This window comes from Armatimonadota bacterium (assembly GCA_013359125.1).
Classification (GTDB): Bacteria; Armatimonadota; Fimbriimonadia; order Fimbriimonadales; family GBS-DC; genus JABWCR01.
Window position 1 is genome coordinate 13,931 of sequence record JABWCR010000023.1, and the last position, 19,291, is coordinate 33,221.

Below are 19,291 nucleotides of genomic sequence, written 5' to 3' on the forward strand. Positions count from 1 at the left end.
AGTTGGATGCGAGGAGAGGGTTGGTAAACCAGAGGATTGGCCGGGGTATGTGGGCGGCCTTGCCAGCGAGGACGCTGGCGGTACATCGACGGCCTGATTCGTTCGCTTTTGCCGGGCAGTTGAACTAGAGGTCGTGCAACCCGGCAGAAAGAAGAAGGAATCGCTTCGGTTTCTATCGAAATAGATAGATAGGCGGGCTTTCCGCCAACAACTGAACGGAGGATTCCAAGATGAGACGAGTCCTATTGCTTTCTCTCGCGACTGCCGGACTGATCGGAGCCGCCTTCGGCCAAGTGTTGTGGGATAACGGGCCGTTACGCACTGGAACCGGCAACGGTTTCAACGGCGCGGACACCAGCGTTCTCGAAGCCTGTACTAACTTGTTTGGTTCCAACAACAACATCAATGCGCCGATCGCCAATCGACCGGCCGGCGAGCCGATGTATCGAATCGCCGACGACTTTACCTTGACCCGCTGCTCGGATCTGTCCGAATTAGAGTGGTTCACATACCAGACTGGTTCGACGACGGTCAGCACGATCACCGGGATCTTTGTTCAGATTTGGGACGGCCGTCCGGGCGACACGGGATCGAACGTGGTAGCGGGCGATCTGACGACTAATCTGATGACTGCTACCAACTGGACGGGCATGTACCGAGTTACGGGAACGGCACTGACTGGCAACACTCGGCCGATCATGCGCGTGCTTGCGAATCTGGCGGGAATTCAGTTAGAAGCCGGTACTTACTGGATCGAAGTGGGCGTTACGGGCACCCTCGCGTCCGGTCCTTGGGTTCCGCCGGTTACGCCCTCTCGTGCGACAGACAACGCTCGACACTTCATCTTCACCGCGCCCGGCGGCACCACGCTCGACTGGAACAACAGGCGATGGGCCAACCTAGGGGAAGGCACGTCGACCTGTGCCAACCTGTTGGATGCTCCGTTCATTCTGAGGGGCACGGCGATGGCTGGCGACGTTAATGGCGATTGCTGCGTGGACGATACCGATCTGGCTATCGTGCTCGAGGCGTTCGGCGATACCGGCGCAGGTCTGCCTGCAGACTTGAACGACGACGGAGTCGTCGATGACATCGACCTGGCCATTGTGCTGGAAGAGTTCGGCAACGGCTGTTAGTCGATCGTCGTTCGATGAGTCTATCGGGGGCGGCTTCGGCCGCCCCTTTCTACATCCGCATCTGGGATACCGGGTACCATATCTGCGTTGTTACTTTAACTCGCGAGGAAAGCAATGGAAGGCAAAATTCCCCTTTTAGATATGACCCCAGAGATCGAATCGATCTGGACGCCGCTGATGGCCGCCATCGAGGGCGCCGTGCGGGGCGGTCGGTTTATCATGGGTCCCAACGTCAAGGCATTTGAAGAAGAGATCGCCGCCTATTTGGGCGTCAAGCATGCGGTCGGCTGTAACTCCGGCACGGACGCACTGGTACTGGCCATGCGCGCGCTGAACCTGGGGCCGGGGGATGAGGTTATCACCACGCCGTTCACCTTTTTTGCCACGGCGGAGTGCGTCAGCCATGTCGGCGCAACGCCGGTGTTCGTCGATATCGATCCGGTCTCGTTCAACATCGATCCGAGCCTGATAGAGGCCAAGATTACCCCGCGCACCAAGGCGATCATCCCTGTGCATCTTTATGGCCACTCGTGCGATATGGACGCGATCATGGCGATTGCCGAGCAGCACGGTTTGAAGGTGATCGAGGACGTGGCGCAGGCGTTTGGCGCTCGCTACAGTGGTCGAAAGGTTGCGGCTATCGGCCATGCGGGGGCGTTGTCGTTCTTCCCTTCTAAGAACTTGGGCGCGTTTGGCGACGGCGGGATGCTGGTAACGAACGACGACGAGATCGCGGCGGCTGCGCGCATGTTGAGAGTGCACGGCGCCAAAAAGAAATATTTTAACGAGACGGTGGGCTACAACTCGCGATTGGACGAACTTCAGGCGGCGATCTTGAGGGTGAAGCTGCCTCATTTGGACGAGTGGAACGCCGGTCGGCGCCGCGCCGCAGAGATTTACAACGAACTCCTAAGAGATGTTGACGGCATCGTAACCCCAGAATCGGCGGTCTACACCGACCACGTTTTCCATCAATATACGGTTCGGATTGCGAACGGTCGTCGCGACGAGGTGCAACAGCGATTGAAAGAGGCGGGCATCGACACGATGGTCTATTATCCGGTCTGCCTGCATCGGTTGCCGCTTTACGAATCGATGGGCGTTTCGTTGCCGTTGGCCGAGCGGGCCAGCGCCGAGGCGCTTAGTTTGCCGATTTGGCCTACTATCGAGCGCGGCATTCAGGAGCGCGTCGTCGAGGCGCTGAAGAGCGCATTGGGCGCAGAACTGGCCATGGCCTAAGAGCATGAACTTCGACTATGCGATCGTTGGCGGCGGCATCGTCGGCTTGTCCGTTGCACGGGAGCTGACCCATCGCGCGCCGAAGGCCAAGATCGCCCTATTCGAAAAAGAGCCGGAGATCGGGCTTCATGCCAGCGGTCGAAACAGCGGGGTTCTGCACTCCGGCATCTACTATTCGCCGGGATCGCTGAAGGCGCGTTTTTGCGCAGAGGGGGCTCGGGTCTGGAAAGGGTATTGCCGAGAGCGCGGACTGCCGTTGAAGGAGACCGGGAAGATCGTTCTACCGGTTTCGGCAGACCAGGATACGGCATTGGACTTGCTTTTTGAGCGCGGCAGGGCCAACGGCGCCGAGCCGGAGTTGATCGATGGGAAGTCTTTGGCAGATATGGAGCCGGAAGCACGGACTGCGACCGGTCGGGCGCTTTGGGTTCGGCAAACGGCGGTTATCGATTCTAGGGAGATTCTACGATCTTTGCGCGACGATTTATCAGATGTTGAGTTCATCCATGGCCAGACGAAACTTGAGAATCGCGCTGTCGTCGTCCAAGGCCAGCGGTATGAGTTTGGCGAGTTGATCAACTGTGCGGGATTGTGGGCCGACAAGGTCGCTCAAGCGTATGGCGCGGGAGACGGCTACACGATGCTGCCGATTCGCGGTCGCTATTTCAAGCACGTTGGCGATTTGGCATTGCGGCATCAGATCTATCCCGTGCCCGATCTCAACGTGCCGTTTTTGGGCGTTCACTTTACGCTGGGCATCGATGACGCGGTTTACCTGGGGCCGAGCGCCCTGCCTGCGCTGGGTCGAGAGCACTATCGCGGCTTATCGGGTGCGACGCTCAGATCGGCGGGATCCAACATTGCCCGGATTGCACGGCTGTTTATGGCAAATCGGAACGGCTTTCGAACATATTTTTGGCGGGAGAGTCGCCGAGCGATTAGGAGCCAGTTTGCTAGGGAGGCGCGGCAAATGGTTCCTCGACTTCGCACTGGCGATCTACAAGCCTGCGAAAAGGTCGGTATTCGAGCGCAGTTAGTCGATTTGAAGACCCAATCGCTGGCTATGGATTTTGTGATCGAAAGAGGCGAGCGGTCGTTGCACGTGTTGAACGCCGTTTCGCCCGGGTTCACTTGCGCGCCCAGTTTTGCACGGCACATCGTCGATCGACTACTTGAATCGAAGGAGAAGGCATGGACATACGCGGAAAGCGCTTCTTAGCCATCGGGGGCGCAGGGCTGATCGGCTCGCACACAGTCGACCGGTTGCTGAAGGAGGACGTGAAGGAGGTCGTTGTCTACGACAACTTTGCGAGAGGGAGTTTAGAGAATCTATCGGGCGCGTTGCGCGATCCTCGCTGCAAGATATTTGAGGCGGGGGGCGACTTGCTCCACGCCGACATTCTAAACGCGGCGTGCCAAGGAATGGACGGCGTATTTCACTTTGCCGCGCTTTGGCTGCTGCAGTGCTGGGAGTATCCTCGCGCAGCGTTCGACGTGAATATCCGAGGCACGTTCAATGTGTTGGAAGCCTGCATCGATTCGGGCGTCAAGAGGCTGGTCTACTCCTCTTCGGCGTCGGTCTATGGCGATGCGGTCGAAGAGCCGATGAGCGAGGATCATCCCTACAATAACACCAATTTTTATGGCGCGACCAAGGTCGCAGGCGAGCAGATGTGCCGAGCGCTCTATCATCGATACAAAGGTACGGCGAAGGCGTTCGACTATGCGGGGCTGCGCTACATGAACGTGTATGGCCCGCGCCAGGATTACCACGGCGCTTATGTCTCCGTCATTATGAAGATGCTGGACCGGCTGGATAAGGGTCAACCTCCGGTGGTGTTCGGGGACGGTTCGCAGGCCTACGATTTTATCTATGTGGAGGATTGTGCGGCGGCCAACGTCTGCGCGATGAAGGCCGATGCGACCGACCGATTTTACAACGTCGGCATGGGCGTCAAGACCACGATCAAAGAGCTAGCGCAACTGCTTTTGAGGCTGACCGACTCGAGCCTTGAGATACAGTACGAACCGGCTGGTCAGACTTTTGTGAAGAACCGCATAGGGAGCACTCTTCGTGCGGAGGCGGAGATCGGATTCAAGGCGCAGACGCCGCTGACAGAAGGTTTGATGCGTTTGATCCAATGGCGCAATTCGCACATCGAGGAAGTCGAAGCGAGACGCCGAAAGGCAGGTCTGTCGGATGGTTAAGGAAGCGGTCGCGCTGGAGCTTTTGCTGGTCTGTCCCGTCTGCCAGGGCCAACTGCATCGCAAGAACGACGAGAGCGTTTGCGAGAACTGCGGGCGCGAGTATCGTTGGCACGACGGCATTCTGGACGCGACGCCCGCGCCTCCGCCCGACCAGGATGTGGCCGAAAAGTGGGGGTTATGGGAGCAGTTGCAGGCGAATGGCGAAGTGAGCTACACCGAAGCGCCCGATCTGAATCTCTCGATCGGCAAGCGAGAGGACGCGAAGTTTTTTGGAGATTTTGCCGATCTCAGCGGATTGACCCTGGACATCGGCTGCGGACCGCAAGAGCTGCCTTCCTACGGCGCTGGCGTTAAAGGCAGTTTGGTCGGGATCGATCCGCTTATGGGCCGACAGCCAAGAGATTTTGCGTTTGTGAAGGGGATCGGAGAGTATCTTCCCTTTGCCGACAATACGTTCGATCGAGCGCTGTTCGCCACTTCGCTCGATCATATGCTGAGCCCGGTTCGCGCACTGAAGGAGGCGGCAAGGGTGGTCAAGCCGGGCGGCGGAGTCGCCGTTTGGTACGGCGAGGTTCATGATCATCAGGACGAACCTAAAGGCTCCTACTTTACAAAGGCGGCGGCCATGCTCAAGCGCGGAGATATTGCTGGGCTTGCAAAGGCCGTTGCGGCAAAAACCGGATTGTCTCGCAACCGAAGGGCGTATATGGAGCGGCTGCAGCAGCCAGAGGGCGCGGTAGACATTTATCACTTCTTTCACGTAGAAGACGAAGCGCTGAGGGAGTGGATCGCTCAAGTTGGGCTGACCGTTGCCCGAGAAGGCGGTCTCGGCGCAAACCGATTTGTGTACGCCGTGAAAGGATAATGTGCGGAATCGTCGCCGTCGCTAACTTAGATCGAACGGCCGCATCGCCCGCTACTCTGAGAGGCATGACGGAGGCGGTCAAGCATCGGGGTCCGGACGGCGAAGGCGAATATCTCAACGGCTTTGTCGCATTGGGCCATCGCAGGCTGGCCATTATCGACCTCTCGCCAGCCGGACACCAGCCCATCTCGAACGAAAGCGGCGACGTTATCCTGACCTACAACGGCGAGCTGTTCAACTTTCAGACTTTGCGCGTCGAGTTAGAAGCAAAAGGCCATCGATTTCACTCGAAGACCGATTCCGAGGTCGTCGCTCACGCCTACGAAGAGTGGGGGCCGGATTGCGTTTTGCGATTCAACGGCCAGTTTGCTTTTGTGATATTGGACAAGGCTAATCGAAAGTTGTTCGCAGCGCGAGATCGGTTTGGGGTCAAGCCGCTTTACTATGGACAGTTCGGCGATTCGCTGATCTTTGCCAGCGAGATCAAGTCGATCTTGCAGCATCCTGACGCCAAGGCTCGGATTTGCTTTCCAGCGCTGGCGCAGTATCTCACTTTTCAGAACACCTTTGGCGATCTGACGCTTTTCGAGGGCATTCGATTGATGCCGCCCGCCAGCCGAACATTGATCGATCTGGATCGGCCGGGAGACCTGCGAATCGAGACCTACTGGGACTACGACTTTAGCCAGGCCGAGATCAAGGCGAGCGAAGAGGAGGCCGCGGACGAACTGTATCGGCTGTTCGTACAGGCCGTCTCAAGGCAATTAGTGAGCGATGCGCCGATCGGCTCCTACTTGAGCGGCGGGATGGATTCGGGTTCGATCACCGCGATCGCGGCGCGCAGCCTGCCGCGTTTGGCTACGTTCACTTGCGGATTTGATTTGAGCTCGGCTACGGGGATGGAACTCAGCTTTGACGAGCGTCCCGTTGCAGAGGCAATGGCAAACTGGCTGAAGACCGAACACTACGAAGTGGTGCTCCATGCGGGCGACATGGAGCACGTTTTGCCCGATCTGATCTGGTATCAAGAAGACTTACGCGTCGGCCAGTGCTATCCCAATTACTATGTGGCGCGCTTGGCGTCCAAGTTTGTAAAGGTTGTGCTGGCGGGCACGGGAGGCGATGAACTTTTCGGCGGATACCCGTGGCGATATTATCGAAGCGCCGGCTGCGCCAATCGTGACGAGTTTTACTCGCGATACTACGATTTTTGGCAGCGACTGGTACCGGACGATCATCGAACTTCGCTCTTTAACGAAGCAACCCTTAGAGACATTGGCAGCGCGCAGCCTTTTGACGCCTTTCGAAGCGTCTTTGATGGCTACAAGGGCGAACTGATCTGTCCTGAAGACTTTATCAACGCCTCACTCTACTTTGAACTCAAGACCTTTTTGCCAGGTCTGTTGGTGGTCGAGGATAAGCTGAGCATGGCGCATTCGCTGGAAACGCGAGTGCCGTTTTTGGACAACGATTTGGTCGATTTCGCTCTGCGCGTGCCGGTGCGATATAAACTGAGCAACCTGGATCAGGCGATCCAGATGGACGAAAACGTGCCTTGGAAACGACGGGCGACCGCCGACGGCAAGGCCGTTTTGCGCTCCGCCATGAGCCGTATTATCCCGAAGGAAGTTACCGAACGCAATAAGCAAGGCTTCAGCGCCCCCGATGCCAGTTGGTTTAGGGGCGAGAGCATCGACTATATCAACCGCCTGCTTCGGTCGCCGCGAGCAAGAATCTATGACCTGCTGCAGCCTGCTTATGTTGAATCCGCTCTCGATCAGCACACCAGCGGACAGGCCAACCGAAGGCTCTTCATTTGGTCGTTGCTGAGCCTGGAGCATTGGTTGAGGAGGTTTGTGCCATGAGCGAGCGCGAGAGCGCGCTGATAACGGGGGCGACTGGTCTCATCGGATCGCATCTGACGCGCCGATTGGCCAAGAAGATGAACGTCTTTGCCACCGCCCGGCGCCCTGAAGCTCCCGAATTGGTCCATGCCGGGGCGACTTACATACCGCTCGATATGTCGAAGGAATGGTCCCAGCGCGCCCTTCCTGACGGCGTAAGCACGGTGATCCATTTGGCCCAATCGGAGCATTTTCGGGACTTTCCCAAGAATGTCGGGCATGTGCTGCAGGTCAACACTCACAGCACGGTCAAACTGTTGGATTATGCGCGACGCATGGGGGCGCGGACATTTATCCTGGCCTCCACGGGCGGCGTTTATGGCTGGGGCGACCGGCCTTTGACCGAAACGCAGCCCATGAGCGAGTATATGGGTTTTTATGCGGCATCCAAATATGCCGCGGAGACGCTTGCCGACGCCTATCGAGGATACTTTCACGTCATTACGCTTCGTTTCTTTTTCGTCTACGGCGTCGGACAGGCCAAACATATGCTGATTCCGCGGCTGATCGCCAATATTCGCGAGAACAAGACGGTTACCTTGGCGGGCGAGAACGGCATTCGCATCAACCCTATTCATGTCGAAGATTCGGTCGATGCGATCGTGGGGGCGATGCGCTTGGAGCAGAGCGCAAAGATCAACATCGGTGGCCCTGAGGCGCTGAACTTGAGGCAGATCGCCAACGCGATCGGTCAGGCGGTCGGCAAACCTCCGGCATTTGACGTCCATAAAGAGGCCGAGCAGCGGCACCTTGTCGGGGACATTCGGCGGATGATCGAACTGCTTTCCGCGCCCAAGACCAAGTTTCGAGACGGCATTTTGCAGGTCGTTCAGGAAGAGTGGTCTGCCCAGTGAAGCGACGAGCCAGGGTATTTCTGGGTTTAACGGAAATCGCTGGCTATTATGCCGGGTTGCGCCGGGGTTTTGAAGCGCTCGGCTGCCCGGTCTCTTTCGTCAACCTCTCCATCCACCCTTTTCAATATGGCGGTGAGACGGAAAACTGGATCATCCGCGCTACCATACGATCGAGGGCGAGACGCCTGCACAGCGGCCGGTTGCTCAAACCTGTCTGGTTCGCGCTGGAGTCGATCTCGATGCTCGGGCTCTTTTGTTGGGCGGCGGCCCAGCACGATCTTTTTGTCTTTGGTTTCAATTCGACATTCTTTCGATTCTACGAACTTCCTATCTTGCGATTGTTAGGAAAGAAGATCATCTATCAATATCACGGCAGCGATTCTCGTCCTCCCTACTTGGATCGAAAGGCGATCAACGATTTAGGAGGCGCATCGAGCGAGCCGTTTATGCGCGAAGTCAAACGCCGCAAGCGATTTGTCTCGCGAGCAGAGCGATACGCGACGGCGACGGTCAACATTCAACCGCAAGGGCACTTTCACGAGAAGCCGTTTTATCAATGGATGCGCGTCGGATTGCCCTCTCGGCCTTCTCGGACGCCCGACCAAATTAAGTACGATCCGAGCGCAAACAGCAAGGTCGTCATTCTCCACTCGCCCTCGAACCCGGAGGCCAAAGGCACCGACCGAATCCGCAAATCGATCGAAGAACTCATCGATTCGGGACTGCCGATCGAGTACGTCGAGATCACCGGCAAGCCGAACAGCGAAGTTCAGGCCGCGCTTGAACAGTGCGATCTGGTCGTCGATCAGATGTTTGCAGATTATGGGATGCCAGGGCTTGCGACCGAGGCCTCCTGGTTCGGCAGGCCAACGGTGATCGCCGGATATGCGGCCGAGTTTTGGCCAAGGGAATTGCCCGGAGACGCATTGCCGCCGACCTACTATTGCCTGCCGGGCGATTTTTCCGACGCCGTTCGACGCTTGGTTGGCGATGGCGAGCTACGCAAGCAACTCGGAGCCAAGGCGCGCTGCTTTGTCGAGACGCAATGGGCGCCTGAGCGCGTCGCCGAGCGCTACCTTATGATCGCATACGGAGACGCGCCGGAAGAGTGGCTGGTCAATCCGTGCGACATCCGTTACGTGCACGGCTGCGGGCTGATCGAGAAGGATGTCCGGGCAACGGTGAGGGAATTGATCGAAGCGCACGGCGTCGAAGCATTGATGCTGAGCGACAAGCCCGCCTTGGAGCGTCGTTTTGTCGAATTTGCGGCAGAGGGCAAGTCGTAATGGTCCGGCAGTGGCTGAAAGATAGCGTCATCTACGGCGCGACGACCATCGTTACGCGCGGCGTGGCCGTGGTGATGCTGCCCTTCTACACTCGGCTGTTGACCCGCGGCGAGTATGGCGCCATTGACATTCTGACGGTGGTCGGTTCCATTCTGAACATCTTGTTGACTATGGAGATTGCCCAGGGCGTGGCGAGGCGCTTTACCGATGCCGAAACGGACGAAGAGAAGCAAGCCTATGCATCGACCGCTTGGTGGTTCGGCGTGGCGCTCTACAGCCTCTTCGTCATTATAGGGATTCTCTTTGCAAATCCTATCGCCTCTCTGGTTTTGAACTCTGCGGAACAGGCCGGGCTGTTCCGCATCGCTTGCTGGGCGATCGCGCTGAATGGTTTGTTCTATCTGGCTCAAAATCAGCTTCGTTGGCAATTGATGCCCTCGGCTTTTGCTTCAGCGAGTCTCGTCTATACCGTGCTCGCCGCTGTCGTCAGTCTTGCGCTGATGGCCGGTTTCGACATGGGGATCCGCGGCTTCTTCTTTGGTCAGATGGTTGCAGCGGTCGTTGCAACGACTCTGTCGATCGCCTTTGCCCGAGCCTATATCGGGCCGCGATTCGATGGGGCGTTTCTTAAGCGGATGCTTGCTTTTTCCGCTCCATTGGCGCCTGCCTCTATAGCGGCGCTTGCCATTGGTTTTGTGGATCGTTTCTTGATCTTGAAGCTGATGGGGGTCGAGGCTAACGGTCTTTACAGCGCCGCATTTCGGATCGGATCGCTCGTGCTGTTGGCGGTCGCGGGCGCTCAGTCTGCCGTAACGCCTCTCATCTGGAGTCGATACCGCGATCCGGACGCGCCGGCGCGTATAGAGCCGATCTTGCGCGCATATGCTTTTGGAGCGCTCTCCCTTTTGCTCGGGCTGGCGCTTTTCGCTCAGCCGATCGCGCTGTTGCTGACCGGTCCGGACTTTCAGGCCTGCTATCCCTATGCTCTGCCCTTGGCGGCCAGTCTCACCATCATCAGCCTAACTCCCTTTGCGCCCGGGCTGCACCTGACGAATAAGACTCACCTTTTTGCACTGATCAACATCGCGGGCGCCGGGTTGAGCGCGCTGCTGTGCTACTTTCTGATCGGTCGTTTTGGTCTTACGGGCGCGGCCATGGGGACATTGATCGCATCGACGGTCTCTGTTTCGTCTCTATTCGTCATCAGCCAGCGATACTATCCGATCCCCTATCGGTGGGGTACACTTTGCGCCGCGCTTGCCGTTGCGACCGTCTTTGGACTTGTAGGGCGTTATTTCGAAACGCTCATCCTTGATGGTTGGGTTTTGCTCGCTATCCGAACGCTCGTTCTTCTATTCTCCGTGCTGGTTTTGGCCCGGCTGCTTGTCGGCGAGATCAGGGCGGGCGTAACGCGAATCATCGCCGGGAGGGCGGGATAAGATGTGCGGCATTGCTGGGATCGTCCAGGAAGGCTTCGATGCAGTTCAACTAAGACGACTGTCTTGCGCTCTAGACCACCGAGGGCCGGACGACCACGGCTACCTGATTTGGGACGGCCGATCCGAGCCGCAACTGATGCAGACGCCGAGCGGCAGGGGTCATATCGGCCTTGCGCACCGCCGGCTTTCGATTCTCGACCTTTCTGAGAATGGCCGCCAGCCAATGTTCGATGCGACCGGTCGATACGCCATTGTCTACAACGGCGAGGTGTACAACTACTTGGAACTGTCGGAGGAGCTTAAAAGCCATTGCTTCCGCAGCCGTACCGACACCGAAGTCATGCTGGCCGCCTGGTCCGAATATGGCGCCGAAGCGCTCAATCGCTTTACAGGGATGTTTGCATTCGCACTGATCGACTTTCAGGAGCGCAAACTCCATTTGGCGCGCGATCCCTTTGGCATCAAACCGCTCTACTATGCTCAGTGCGACGGGCGCTTTGCCTTCGCGTCGGAGATCGCCTCTTTGCTCGAGTTAGAGTGGGTCAGTCGCCGAGCCAACCTGGACCGAGCAGGACGTTACTTAGCATCAGGCGTTACGGATTATGGCGATCAGACGTTCTTTCAGGACGTTTGCCAGCTTCCAGCAGGCGCGATGCTAACACTGGATATCGATTCGGCCAAGATTGTCGCGCTCGATCGATATTTTCGCCTTGAGGACAAGGTGGATGCCTCGCTATCGATGGAGGAAGCCGCGGACCGCCTTCGCAAAGCGTTCTTGCAAAGCGTAAAGCTCCATCTTCGCAGCGATGTGCCGATCGGCGCCTGCCTTTCGGGCGGGATCGATTCGTCCTCCATCGTGATGGCCATGCGCTACCTGGAAGGCAAGGACTTGAAGATTCACTCCTTCAGTTTCGTGCCGGTGTCAGACGCCATTAGCGAACTCAAGTGGATCAACGTAGTGGGCGAGGCGGCCGAACTGCAGGGACATCTGGTGCGCCCCAGCGCAGACGAACTTGCCTCAGATTTGCCTGCGCTGGTTCGAGCCCAGCAGGAGCCGTTTAGCAGCACGTCGGTCTATGCGCAGTACCGCGTGTTCAAAGCGGCCCAAGAAGCCGGCATCAAAGTAATGATCGACGGGCAAGGCGCGGACGAACTATTTGCCGGATATCTGAACTATGTTCGGCCGGCGGTCGCTGAACGCGCAAGGGCCTTTCGATTCCGATCTGCTTTCAATTTGATCAATTCGGCAGCGCGCATTAACCCCAATCAAAGCCGAACCTTGCTCGGGCTTGCGTCGCTTCTTATCGCCCTGCCCGATTGGATGAAGCGCCCCCTCCTTCGTCGCCTTGAGAAGTCGAAGACACCTCCTTGGCTCAGCGCGCAGGACGCCTCGCTCTATCAGCATCAAACTTTTCGAGCCTACTTAAAGAGCGACGTTACCACAACCAGCCTGCCTATGCTCCTTCGTTTTGAGGATCGAAACTCGATGGCCTTCTCGATCGAAAGCCGAGTGCCGTTCGTTACGCCCGCGCTTGCCCAGATCGCGTTTTCTCTTCGAAGCGAACTGCTTCTGAGCGATTCGGCTGTAACCAAAGCCGTCTTGCGCGAGGCGATGCGCCCCATAGTGCCCGACCCTATCTTGGATCGACGCGACAAGATCGGCTTTGCCACCGACGAAGGCCAGTGGATGCGATCTTTGGAACCGACGATTCGAGAAGCCATCGAGCGCGGCGCTTTCGGCGGTCTGCCCTTTATCGATTCGCGCAAGCTTGCTGCCGAATACGATCTGGTCTTTGCAGGCAAAACGCCGTTGCAGTCGGCTCATTGGAGGGCGCTGAACCTGGCGCTATGGTCGGAGATTTTCGATATCCAGTATTCTTAAGGGCATGAAGATCGCGACGGTGGTCGGCGCGCGGCCCCAGTTTGTCAAAGCGGCAGTCGTCTCTCGCGCCCTGGAGGGTCGTTGCGACGAGTCCATCATCCACACCGGCCAGCACTATGACCCCGAGATGAGCGAGCGATTCTTCGAGGAGCTCCGCATCCCGGCGCCGGCCATCAACCTCTCGATCGGGTCTGGTCCGCACGGCGCGCAGACCGGCCGCATGTTGGAAGGGCTGGAGCGCGTTTTACAGGAGTTAGAGCCGGACTGGACGCTGGTCTATGGAGACACCAACTCGACCTTGGCCGGAGCGCTGGCGTCGGTCAAGCTGGGCATCCCGGTGGCGCATGTGGAGGCCGGTCTGCGATCGTACAATCGCAAAATGCCCGAAGAGATCAACCGAGCGCTGACCGACCATGCCTCGTCGCTGTTGTTTGCGCCTACCGAAAATGCCAGGAGAACGCTTTTGGGAGAAGGCCTGTCAGACGAGCGGATCCGACTAGTTGGCGATGTTATGTATGACGCCGCTCTGGATGCGGCGGACCGAGCGGGCGACGAACCGCTTCGCAAGTACGAACTTATTGCCGGCGAATACATCGTAGCGACGATTCATAGGGCCGAGAACACGGACGACCCGGATCGCCTTTCGGCCATTTTTCAAGGCCTGGCGCGGGCGGAGTTGCCTGTGCTGTGCCCGCTTCATCCTCGGACCAAGAGCGCGCTGGGATCGTTCGAGGCTCCGAATCTCCGCTTGATCAATCCGGTCGGCTACTTTGAGATGGCCTCGCTGATTCGCCATGCGCGGTTGGTCGTTACCGATTCGGGCGGTCTTCAGAAGGAAGCTTACTTTCATCGAACGCCTTGTCTGACTCTGCGCAGCGAGACGGAATGGGTCGAACTGGTCGAGATGGGTTGGAACCGCGTGCACGATCCCATCTCGCCCGAGCTGGCAGCCGAGGCGATTCGGGACGCGATCAACGCCGATCTGCCCAAGGACGCGCCCAATCCTTATGGCGACGGTCAAGCGGGGCGCAAGATCGCTGAAATCCTGACAACGATGGAGCCGCGTCTGTGAGAATCGCCTATCTGCTCCACTGGATGGGCGGATCGGAAAGCGGCGTTTTTAGAAAAGTGGACGCGCAAGCGCGAGCGTGGCAAGCGGCCGGTTGCGATGCGAGTCTCTTTCTGTTGCGAGCGCAGGGCAGCCCTTTGCCATCGACCGAGCTACCTCTTCGTTCGGTCGAGTACGACGGATTTCGCGGTCGCTTTGCCGCCGTAGCGTCTCTGGTCGAACAGATCAACGACTGGTCGCCGGACATCGTCTATCTGCGCCAAGACCTGTACTATCCTGCGCTTTCTGGGTTGCGATCGCCGATCGTGATCGAGGTCAATTCGCACGACTTGAAGGAGTACGCCGCCGGACCGCGCGGACGCTATTTTTATCACCGTCTTACTCGAGGCCGATTGTTCGGGCTGGCGTCGGGCATCGTCTATGTGGCTCACGGCTTGGCCCTGGATCGGGATTTTCGCGCTCTGTGCCGTCCGGGCATCGTCATCCCGAACGGCATCGACCTGAACCGTTATGAGTCATTGCCATTGCCTTCGAACGCTCGTCCGCGATTGGCGTTTATGGGCACGCCCGGCCAGCGCTGGCACGGGGCCGACAAGATTGCAAGGTTGGCCGCCGAGACGCCAGACTGGGATTACATTTTAATCGGTCCTAACGCCGACGAGGCTCCGGCCTCGCCGCCCAACGTCAAAGCCTTGGGCTATTTGAAAGAACAGGATTATCGACAGGCGCTGGGCGAGTGCAATGCCGCGATCGGCTCGCTGGCGATGGATCGGGCGGGCGTTGCAGAAGGTTCGCCGTTAAAAGTCCGCGAGTACCTGGCATTGGGACTGCCGACGCTGATCGCCTATCGGGACAGCGACTTTTTGGGCGGGGCGGAGTTCCTCTTAGAATTGCCTTTAGGTTCCGAGCCGATCGATCACCTACCCAAGATTCGAAGATTTGTAGAGGATTGGCAAGGCCGAAGGGTCGAGCGATGCCAGATTCAACATCTTGATTGGGCGGAAAAGGAGGAACGACGTCTTGCCTTCTTCCGATCGCTCTCATCGCCGAAGAAGATTCTGTTCGTTTCGACCGGACTGGACGTAGGGGGCGCGGAGACGCAATTGTTCAGCCTGGCCACAGGGCTCAAGCAGCGGGGATGGTCGCCTTGGGTCGTCTCATTGCTGCCTCCTGGCCCCATTGGCTCAAAACTCTTGCGCGAAGATGTGCCGGTCGCCTCGTTGGAGATGCGACGGCGGTTGCCCGACCCTCGCGCCATTGCGCGCCTTGCTCGTTGCGTCCGATCCTGGCGGCCTAATATCGCCCATTCTCATCAAATTCATGCCAATCTGCTGTCCCGCATCGCTCGTGTCTTTGCTCGACAGGGTCGATTGGTCTGTACGGCTCACAGCATGAACGAAGGCGGTCGCCTGCGAATGGCGGCCTATCGATTGACCGAGCGGCTATGCGACGTTACGACCATCATCAGCCAGGCCGCCGCCGCCGCCATGATCGACAAAGGCGGAGCGAGCGCGGGCAAGCTCCGAGTCATCCCGAACGGCGTCGATACCGAGCGATTTGGACCAATCGATAGGCCACCGAACGACGATTTCGTATGGGTCGCCTTATGTCGGTTAGATGCTGCAAAGGACATTCCAACCATGCTCAAAGCCGCACGCATCGCCCTCTCTGATAAGGGGCGGCTTCTGATCGCTGGGGATGGGCCGCTAAAGGCAGAGCTCGTAACCATGGCCATAGGGATGGGCGCAAAGGTACAATTCGTCGGTACGGTGTCCGACAGCGCAAATTTTTTGCAAGCGGCGGACGGGTTCTTGATGTCGTCTGCTTGGGAAGGGTTGCCAATGTCGCTGTTAGAAGCGGCGGCAACCGGCCTGCCTATCGCATCGACCAGCGTTGGCGGCATTCCCGAGGTTGTGGAAGACGGCTTGTCGGGATTGCTCTGTTCGGCTGGCGATGCGGAAGCTTTGGCGGCAAACATGACAAGGGTGATGGCGATGGCGCCAACCGAGCGCGAGGCCATGGGCAAAGCCGCCCGCAAACGGGTCATCGAAAAGTTCTCGCTGTGCGCCGTGCTTGATCAATGGGAAGCCCTATTCGACGAAATCGGCTCATAATCGGCGGCCTGTTGGTCGGGTGCGCAGCCTTTGCGCTGGCCACCTGGCTCGAAAGCGGCCTGGCGGTCGTTTTACTGCTAACGCCCTGGCTCTCTTTATTCTTTGTGCCTCAGCAACATTGGCGTCTGGTTAGCGTTCTGCTGTTTGTCAAGTTGGCGATGGTTGGAGTCGTAACGGTGCTCACCAATGCGGTCTGGGGTTCTCCACTGATCCCTGTCAATCCCGATCAGGCCTTCTACTTGAGCACGGCCGAGCGCATTCGATCCGACTTATCTCAAGGCATCGAGCCGGATTACCAGTCGATCATCATGTTGCACAACCGACTTTACAACATCCTCATCGGCTGGCTCGCATACTTTAATGGATCGTCCGATCCGTTCATGTTTCGCTTGTTAAACATGAACATAACGGTGATTACCGCGCTTGGGATATTTTGGCTGGCGCGGCGAGTCTATCCCTCGAACGAGCTTGCTCATACTGTCGCGCTCATCGGCGGCCTGCTCCTTCCATCGGCCAACGTCTATGCGATGTTCGTCCTGCGCGATGTGATGATCGCAATGTCCGTCGTGCTTTTTAGCCTGGCATTGGTTCGTAAGGACCTCTTGCTCGGCGGCATTGTGATGTTCGTCAGTTATCACCTTCGCTTTCAATTGCCTTTTGTAATGGCGGGCACAGCGATCGTCTATCTATGGGTCAGCCTCTTCTATCAAAAGAAGCAGCCTAGTCGCGCTATCGTCTTGGCCTCGTTTGCTGGTTTTGCAGCGATCGGATTTGTTGCGGCAAAGGCGGTGCTGCCGCAGGTTGCCTATGTCGATGCAGCGCTTTCGCTCGACAATGTCGGCGCCTTTCTTGTACGCATGATCCCGTCTGTGCTGGGTTTGGACTTCTTTTTTGCAGACACTTCTCGAAGCGAGGTCAGCGCGAGTTTTGCCACCGCGATGAGTTGGCCGATGGCGCTGGCCACCCGCATTGTGATGCCCGATAGCTTCATCGTCCCGCTGCTCTTTGTCTGGCACACGGTGGCCAACAAGCGCGGGATGGCTAATCGAACCGCGTTCCTGCTGGCTTGGTCGCTCTGGTTCTTCATCGGCATTTATGCCTTTGGCTATTGGATCGAGTATCAAGCACAATTCCTGCGATTGGTGCTGCCGTTCTATCCGCCGATGCTCGCGCTGGTTTCGCCCTATATCGCCGCTTTTATCGAGCAACGACAGAAACGAGACGAGCCGGCGCCCGCTCCAAAACCTGCTTTTGGCCTGGCCGTAACCGAAGTCCGCAACCGTGAGGCGTTGCGCTAATGCCCGTTCGAACGCTTCACGCGATAGGCGATTCGAAGTTTGGCGGCGGATCGGTAATCATCTTACGACTAATGGAACTTGGCCTTCAGATGGGACATCAGGTCGAAGTTTTGGCAACGGACGACCGATTCTGTGCGGAATCTGAGGCGATTGGGGTTCGCTGCGTTCGATTAGATGTGATTCGGCGCGAGATTCGACCGATCTTCGACTGGCGCGGAACCCAGGCGCTTGCGCGCTATCTTCGTGAGAACCGATACGATCTCGTGCACACGCACACATCAAAGGCTGGGTTCATTGGTCGCAGGGCGGCTTGGATGGCTGGATGCCCGCGCATACTCCACACCGTGCACGGATTCGCGTTTCACGAACGGTCCAATCCTGTCTCGATGCGTCTTTTTGTCGCGCTGGAGCGCATGGCTGCCCGATGGTGCCACCGTTTGGTAACGGTGAGCGAGTTCCATAGAGATTGGGCCGTTCGATTGGGCATCGCCCCGCCCGAAAAGATCGTCGCCATCCCAAATGGCATCTCGCCTGAGCGGGTTAAGCCTGCGCGCACACCCGACGATGTTCGGCGCGAACTAGGAATAGGGCCCGATCAATTCGTAATTGCTTCGATCGGCCGCCTGGCCAAAGGTAAGGGGCTAGAGGAACTGGTCTCAATCTTGCCCGACATACGCCTTGCAAAGCCCGGCGCCGTGCTGTTGCTACCGGGAGAAGGCAATCTGAAGTTCGAAGGCGAAGGCATCATTGCTCCGGGCTTTCGAACCGACATTGGCGACCTGCTGAACATCGCCGACCTGGTCGCGTTGCCGTCTCATCGCGAGGGCCTTTCGATCGCGCTACTAGAGGCGATGGCCGCCGGAAAGCCTATAGTTGCATCAGATTTGGCCAGTAACATTGAAGCGGCGGAAGGCGCTGCCGAATTTGTATCCGTCGGCGATAAAGCACAGCTTTGCCGGACAATTCTTCAACTTATCTCTCATTCTGATCGCGCGCAGCAACTTGGGCAAGCGGCCAAACAGCGCTTTGAAGAACGCTATACCGAACGGCGCATGATCGAACAGTATCGCGATCTTTATCAATTTATGCTCGGCGCAGAATTGGCGGTCCGATGACCCAGATCGTCCTGCTGACCAACGGCAACTACTTTGCCGCAAAGATTGCGAAACCGCTCTTCTCTCACCCAGCAATCGAACTGGCCGGAATCGTGATCGTAACGGGCGACTACAAAGGGAAATCGGGGCTTGCCTCCTACAAAGAGCTTCTCAAAGCGACCGCGCTGCCCTACCTTATCTACAAGGTCGCCTCAACCTTGGGCTTGTCGTTCTTAAGCCGCATGTTAGGCAAGAAACCGCTCACCGTCCGGAGATTGGCTCAAGAGTTTCAGGTTCCTGCATTCGAAACCGTCAAGGTCAACAGCCCTGAATCGGTCGCGTTTGTCGAAGCGCACCAGCCCGACATTCTCCTCTCCATCAGTTGCCCCCAGCGAATTCGAAAGAAGCTGCTCTCCATCCCAAAGAAGACCTCCATCAACATCCATAGCTCGTTGCTGCCTGCCTATGCCGGTTTAGCGCCCTACTTTTGGGTTCTGGCCAACGGCGAAACGCGCACCGGGACGACCGTACACGAGATGATCGAAGAGATCGACAAGGGTCGTATCCTTGCACAGCGGGAGACCAAGATTCCGAAAGGAATCAGCGCCTTCTCTCTGTTTCAAACGCTTGCCGATAAAGGATCGGAAGCCTTAGTCGAAGCGATTCTTAATCCTGCATCCATGGGAGCAAAAGAGCCCGCGTCCTACTATTCGCACCCTACCAAAGGGGCCTATCGCGCCCTAAGGCGAAATGGACACTGTTTAGTGCGACTTAGCGAGCTGATAAAAGCCGCCAAGGGCTGAGAGCGGGTATAATTGCCTGCAAGCTCGGCTAGGAAAGCCGATGCAGGAGGGCTGACAAGTGGTCGCATCGGAGGCGACGTGGCGGGCAAAGCCAACCAGA

At 57.7% G+C, this 19,291-nt stretch carries 15 protein-coding genes; all 15 read left to right on the forward strand.

What is annotated here, in order from left to right; genetic code table 11:
- Positions 1-230 precede the first annotated feature (230 nt).
- The 15 genes from HUU60_10520 (at position 231) to HUU60_10590 (ending at position 19,191) form a co-directional block, all read left to right on the forward strand.
- A complete protein-coding gene (locus tag HUU60_10520; protein NUL83141.1) occupies positions 231-1,136 on the forward strand; it encodes a hypothetical protein in 906 nt (301 codons plus the stop codon).
- Between the two features lie 114 nt (positions 1,137-1,250).
- Complete coding sequence (locus tag HUU60_10525) at positions 1,251-2,375, forward strand: DegT/DnrJ/EryC1/StrS family aminotransferase (protein ID NUL83142.1); 1,125 nt, start codon at positions 1,251-1,253, stop codon at positions 2,373-2,375.
- A gap of 4 nt (positions 2,376-2,379) precedes the next feature.
- Positions 2,380-3,594 (forward strand): L-2-hydroxyglutarate oxidase, encoded by a 1,215-nt coding sequence (gene lhgO / locus HUU60_10530; protein NUL83143.1) that lies wholly within the window; start codon positions 2,380-2,382, stop codon positions 3,592-3,594.
- Positions 3,567-4,583 (forward strand): NAD-dependent epimerase/dehydratase family protein, encoded by a 1,017-nt coding sequence (locus HUU60_10535; GenBank protein NUL83144.1) that lies wholly within the window; start codon positions 3,567-3,569, stop codon positions 4,581-4,583. Before lhgO ends, HUU60_10535 begins: the two co-directional genes overlap by 28 nt.
- Positions 4,576-5,448: a methyltransferase domain-containing protein gene (locus HUU60_10540; protein ID NUL83145.1), complete on the forward strand. Its 873-nt coding sequence runs from the start codon at positions 4,576-4,578 to the stop codon at positions 5,446-5,448. Before HUU60_10535 ends, HUU60_10540 begins: the two co-directional genes overlap by 8 nt.
- Positions 5,448-7,313: an asparagine synthase (glutamine-hydrolyzing) gene (gene asnB / locus HUU60_10545; GenBank protein ID NUL83146.1), complete on the forward strand. Its 1,866-nt coding sequence runs from the start codon at positions 5,448-5,450 to the stop codon at positions 7,311-7,313. Before HUU60_10540 ends, asnB (HUU60_10545) begins: the two co-directional genes overlap by 1 nt.
- Positions 7,310-8,206 (forward strand): NAD(P)-dependent oxidoreductase, encoded by an 897-nt coding sequence (locus tag HUU60_10550; GenBank protein ID NUL83147.1) that lies wholly within the window; start codon positions 7,310-7,312, stop codon positions 8,204-8,206. The genes asnB (HUU60_10545) and HUU60_10550 overlap by 4 nt, the downstream gene beginning before the upstream one ends.
- Positions 8,203-9,492, forward strand: coding sequence for a hypothetical protein (locus HUU60_10555; protein NUL83148.1), 1,290 nt, complete (start codon positions 8,203-8,205; stop codon positions 9,490-9,492). Before HUU60_10550 ends, HUU60_10555 begins: the two co-directional genes overlap by 4 nt.
- A complete protein-coding gene (locus tag HUU60_10560; GenBank protein ID NUL83149.1) occupies positions 9,492-10,931 on the forward strand; it encodes an oligosaccharide flippase family protein in 1,440 nt (479 codons plus the stop codon). Before HUU60_10555 ends, HUU60_10560 begins: the two co-directional genes overlap by 1 nt.
- Position 10,932: 1 nt before the next feature.
- Positions 10,933-12,813, forward strand: a complete 1,881-nt coding sequence (asnB, locus tag HUU60_10565) for an asparagine synthase (glutamine-hydrolyzing) (protein NUL83150.1) — start codon at positions 10,933-10,935, stop codon at positions 12,811-12,813.
- Positions 12,814-12,817: 4 nt separating this feature from the next.
- A complete protein-coding gene (gene wecB, locus HUU60_10570; GenBank protein ID NUL83151.1) occupies positions 12,818-13,885 on the forward strand; it encodes a UDP-N-acetylglucosamine 2-epimerase (non-hydrolyzing) in 1,068 nt (355 codons plus the stop codon).
- A complete protein-coding gene (locus HUU60_10575; protein NUL83152.1) occupies positions 13,882-15,996 on the forward strand; it encodes a glycosyltransferase in 2,115 nt (704 codons plus the stop codon). Before wecB ends, HUU60_10575 begins: the two co-directional genes overlap by 4 nt.
- A complete protein-coding gene (locus HUU60_10580) occupies positions 15,963-17,294 on the forward strand; it encodes a hypothetical protein (protein ID NUL83153.1) in 1,332 nt (443 codons plus the stop codon). Before HUU60_10575 ends, HUU60_10580 begins: the two co-directional genes overlap by 34 nt.
- Positions 17,294-18,409, forward strand: a complete 1,116-nt coding sequence (locus tag HUU60_10585; GenBank protein NUL83154.1) for a glycosyltransferase family 4 protein — start codon at positions 17,294-17,296, stop codon at positions 18,407-18,409. Before HUU60_10580 ends, HUU60_10585 begins: the two co-directional genes overlap by 1 nt.
- Entirely contained in the window at positions 18,406-19,191 is a 786-nt protein-coding gene (locus tag HUU60_10590; GenBank protein NUL83155.1) for a hypothetical protein, read from the forward strand. Before HUU60_10585 ends, HUU60_10590 begins: the two co-directional genes overlap by 4 nt.
- The last annotated feature ends 100 nt before the right edge of the window (positions 19,192-19,291 follow it).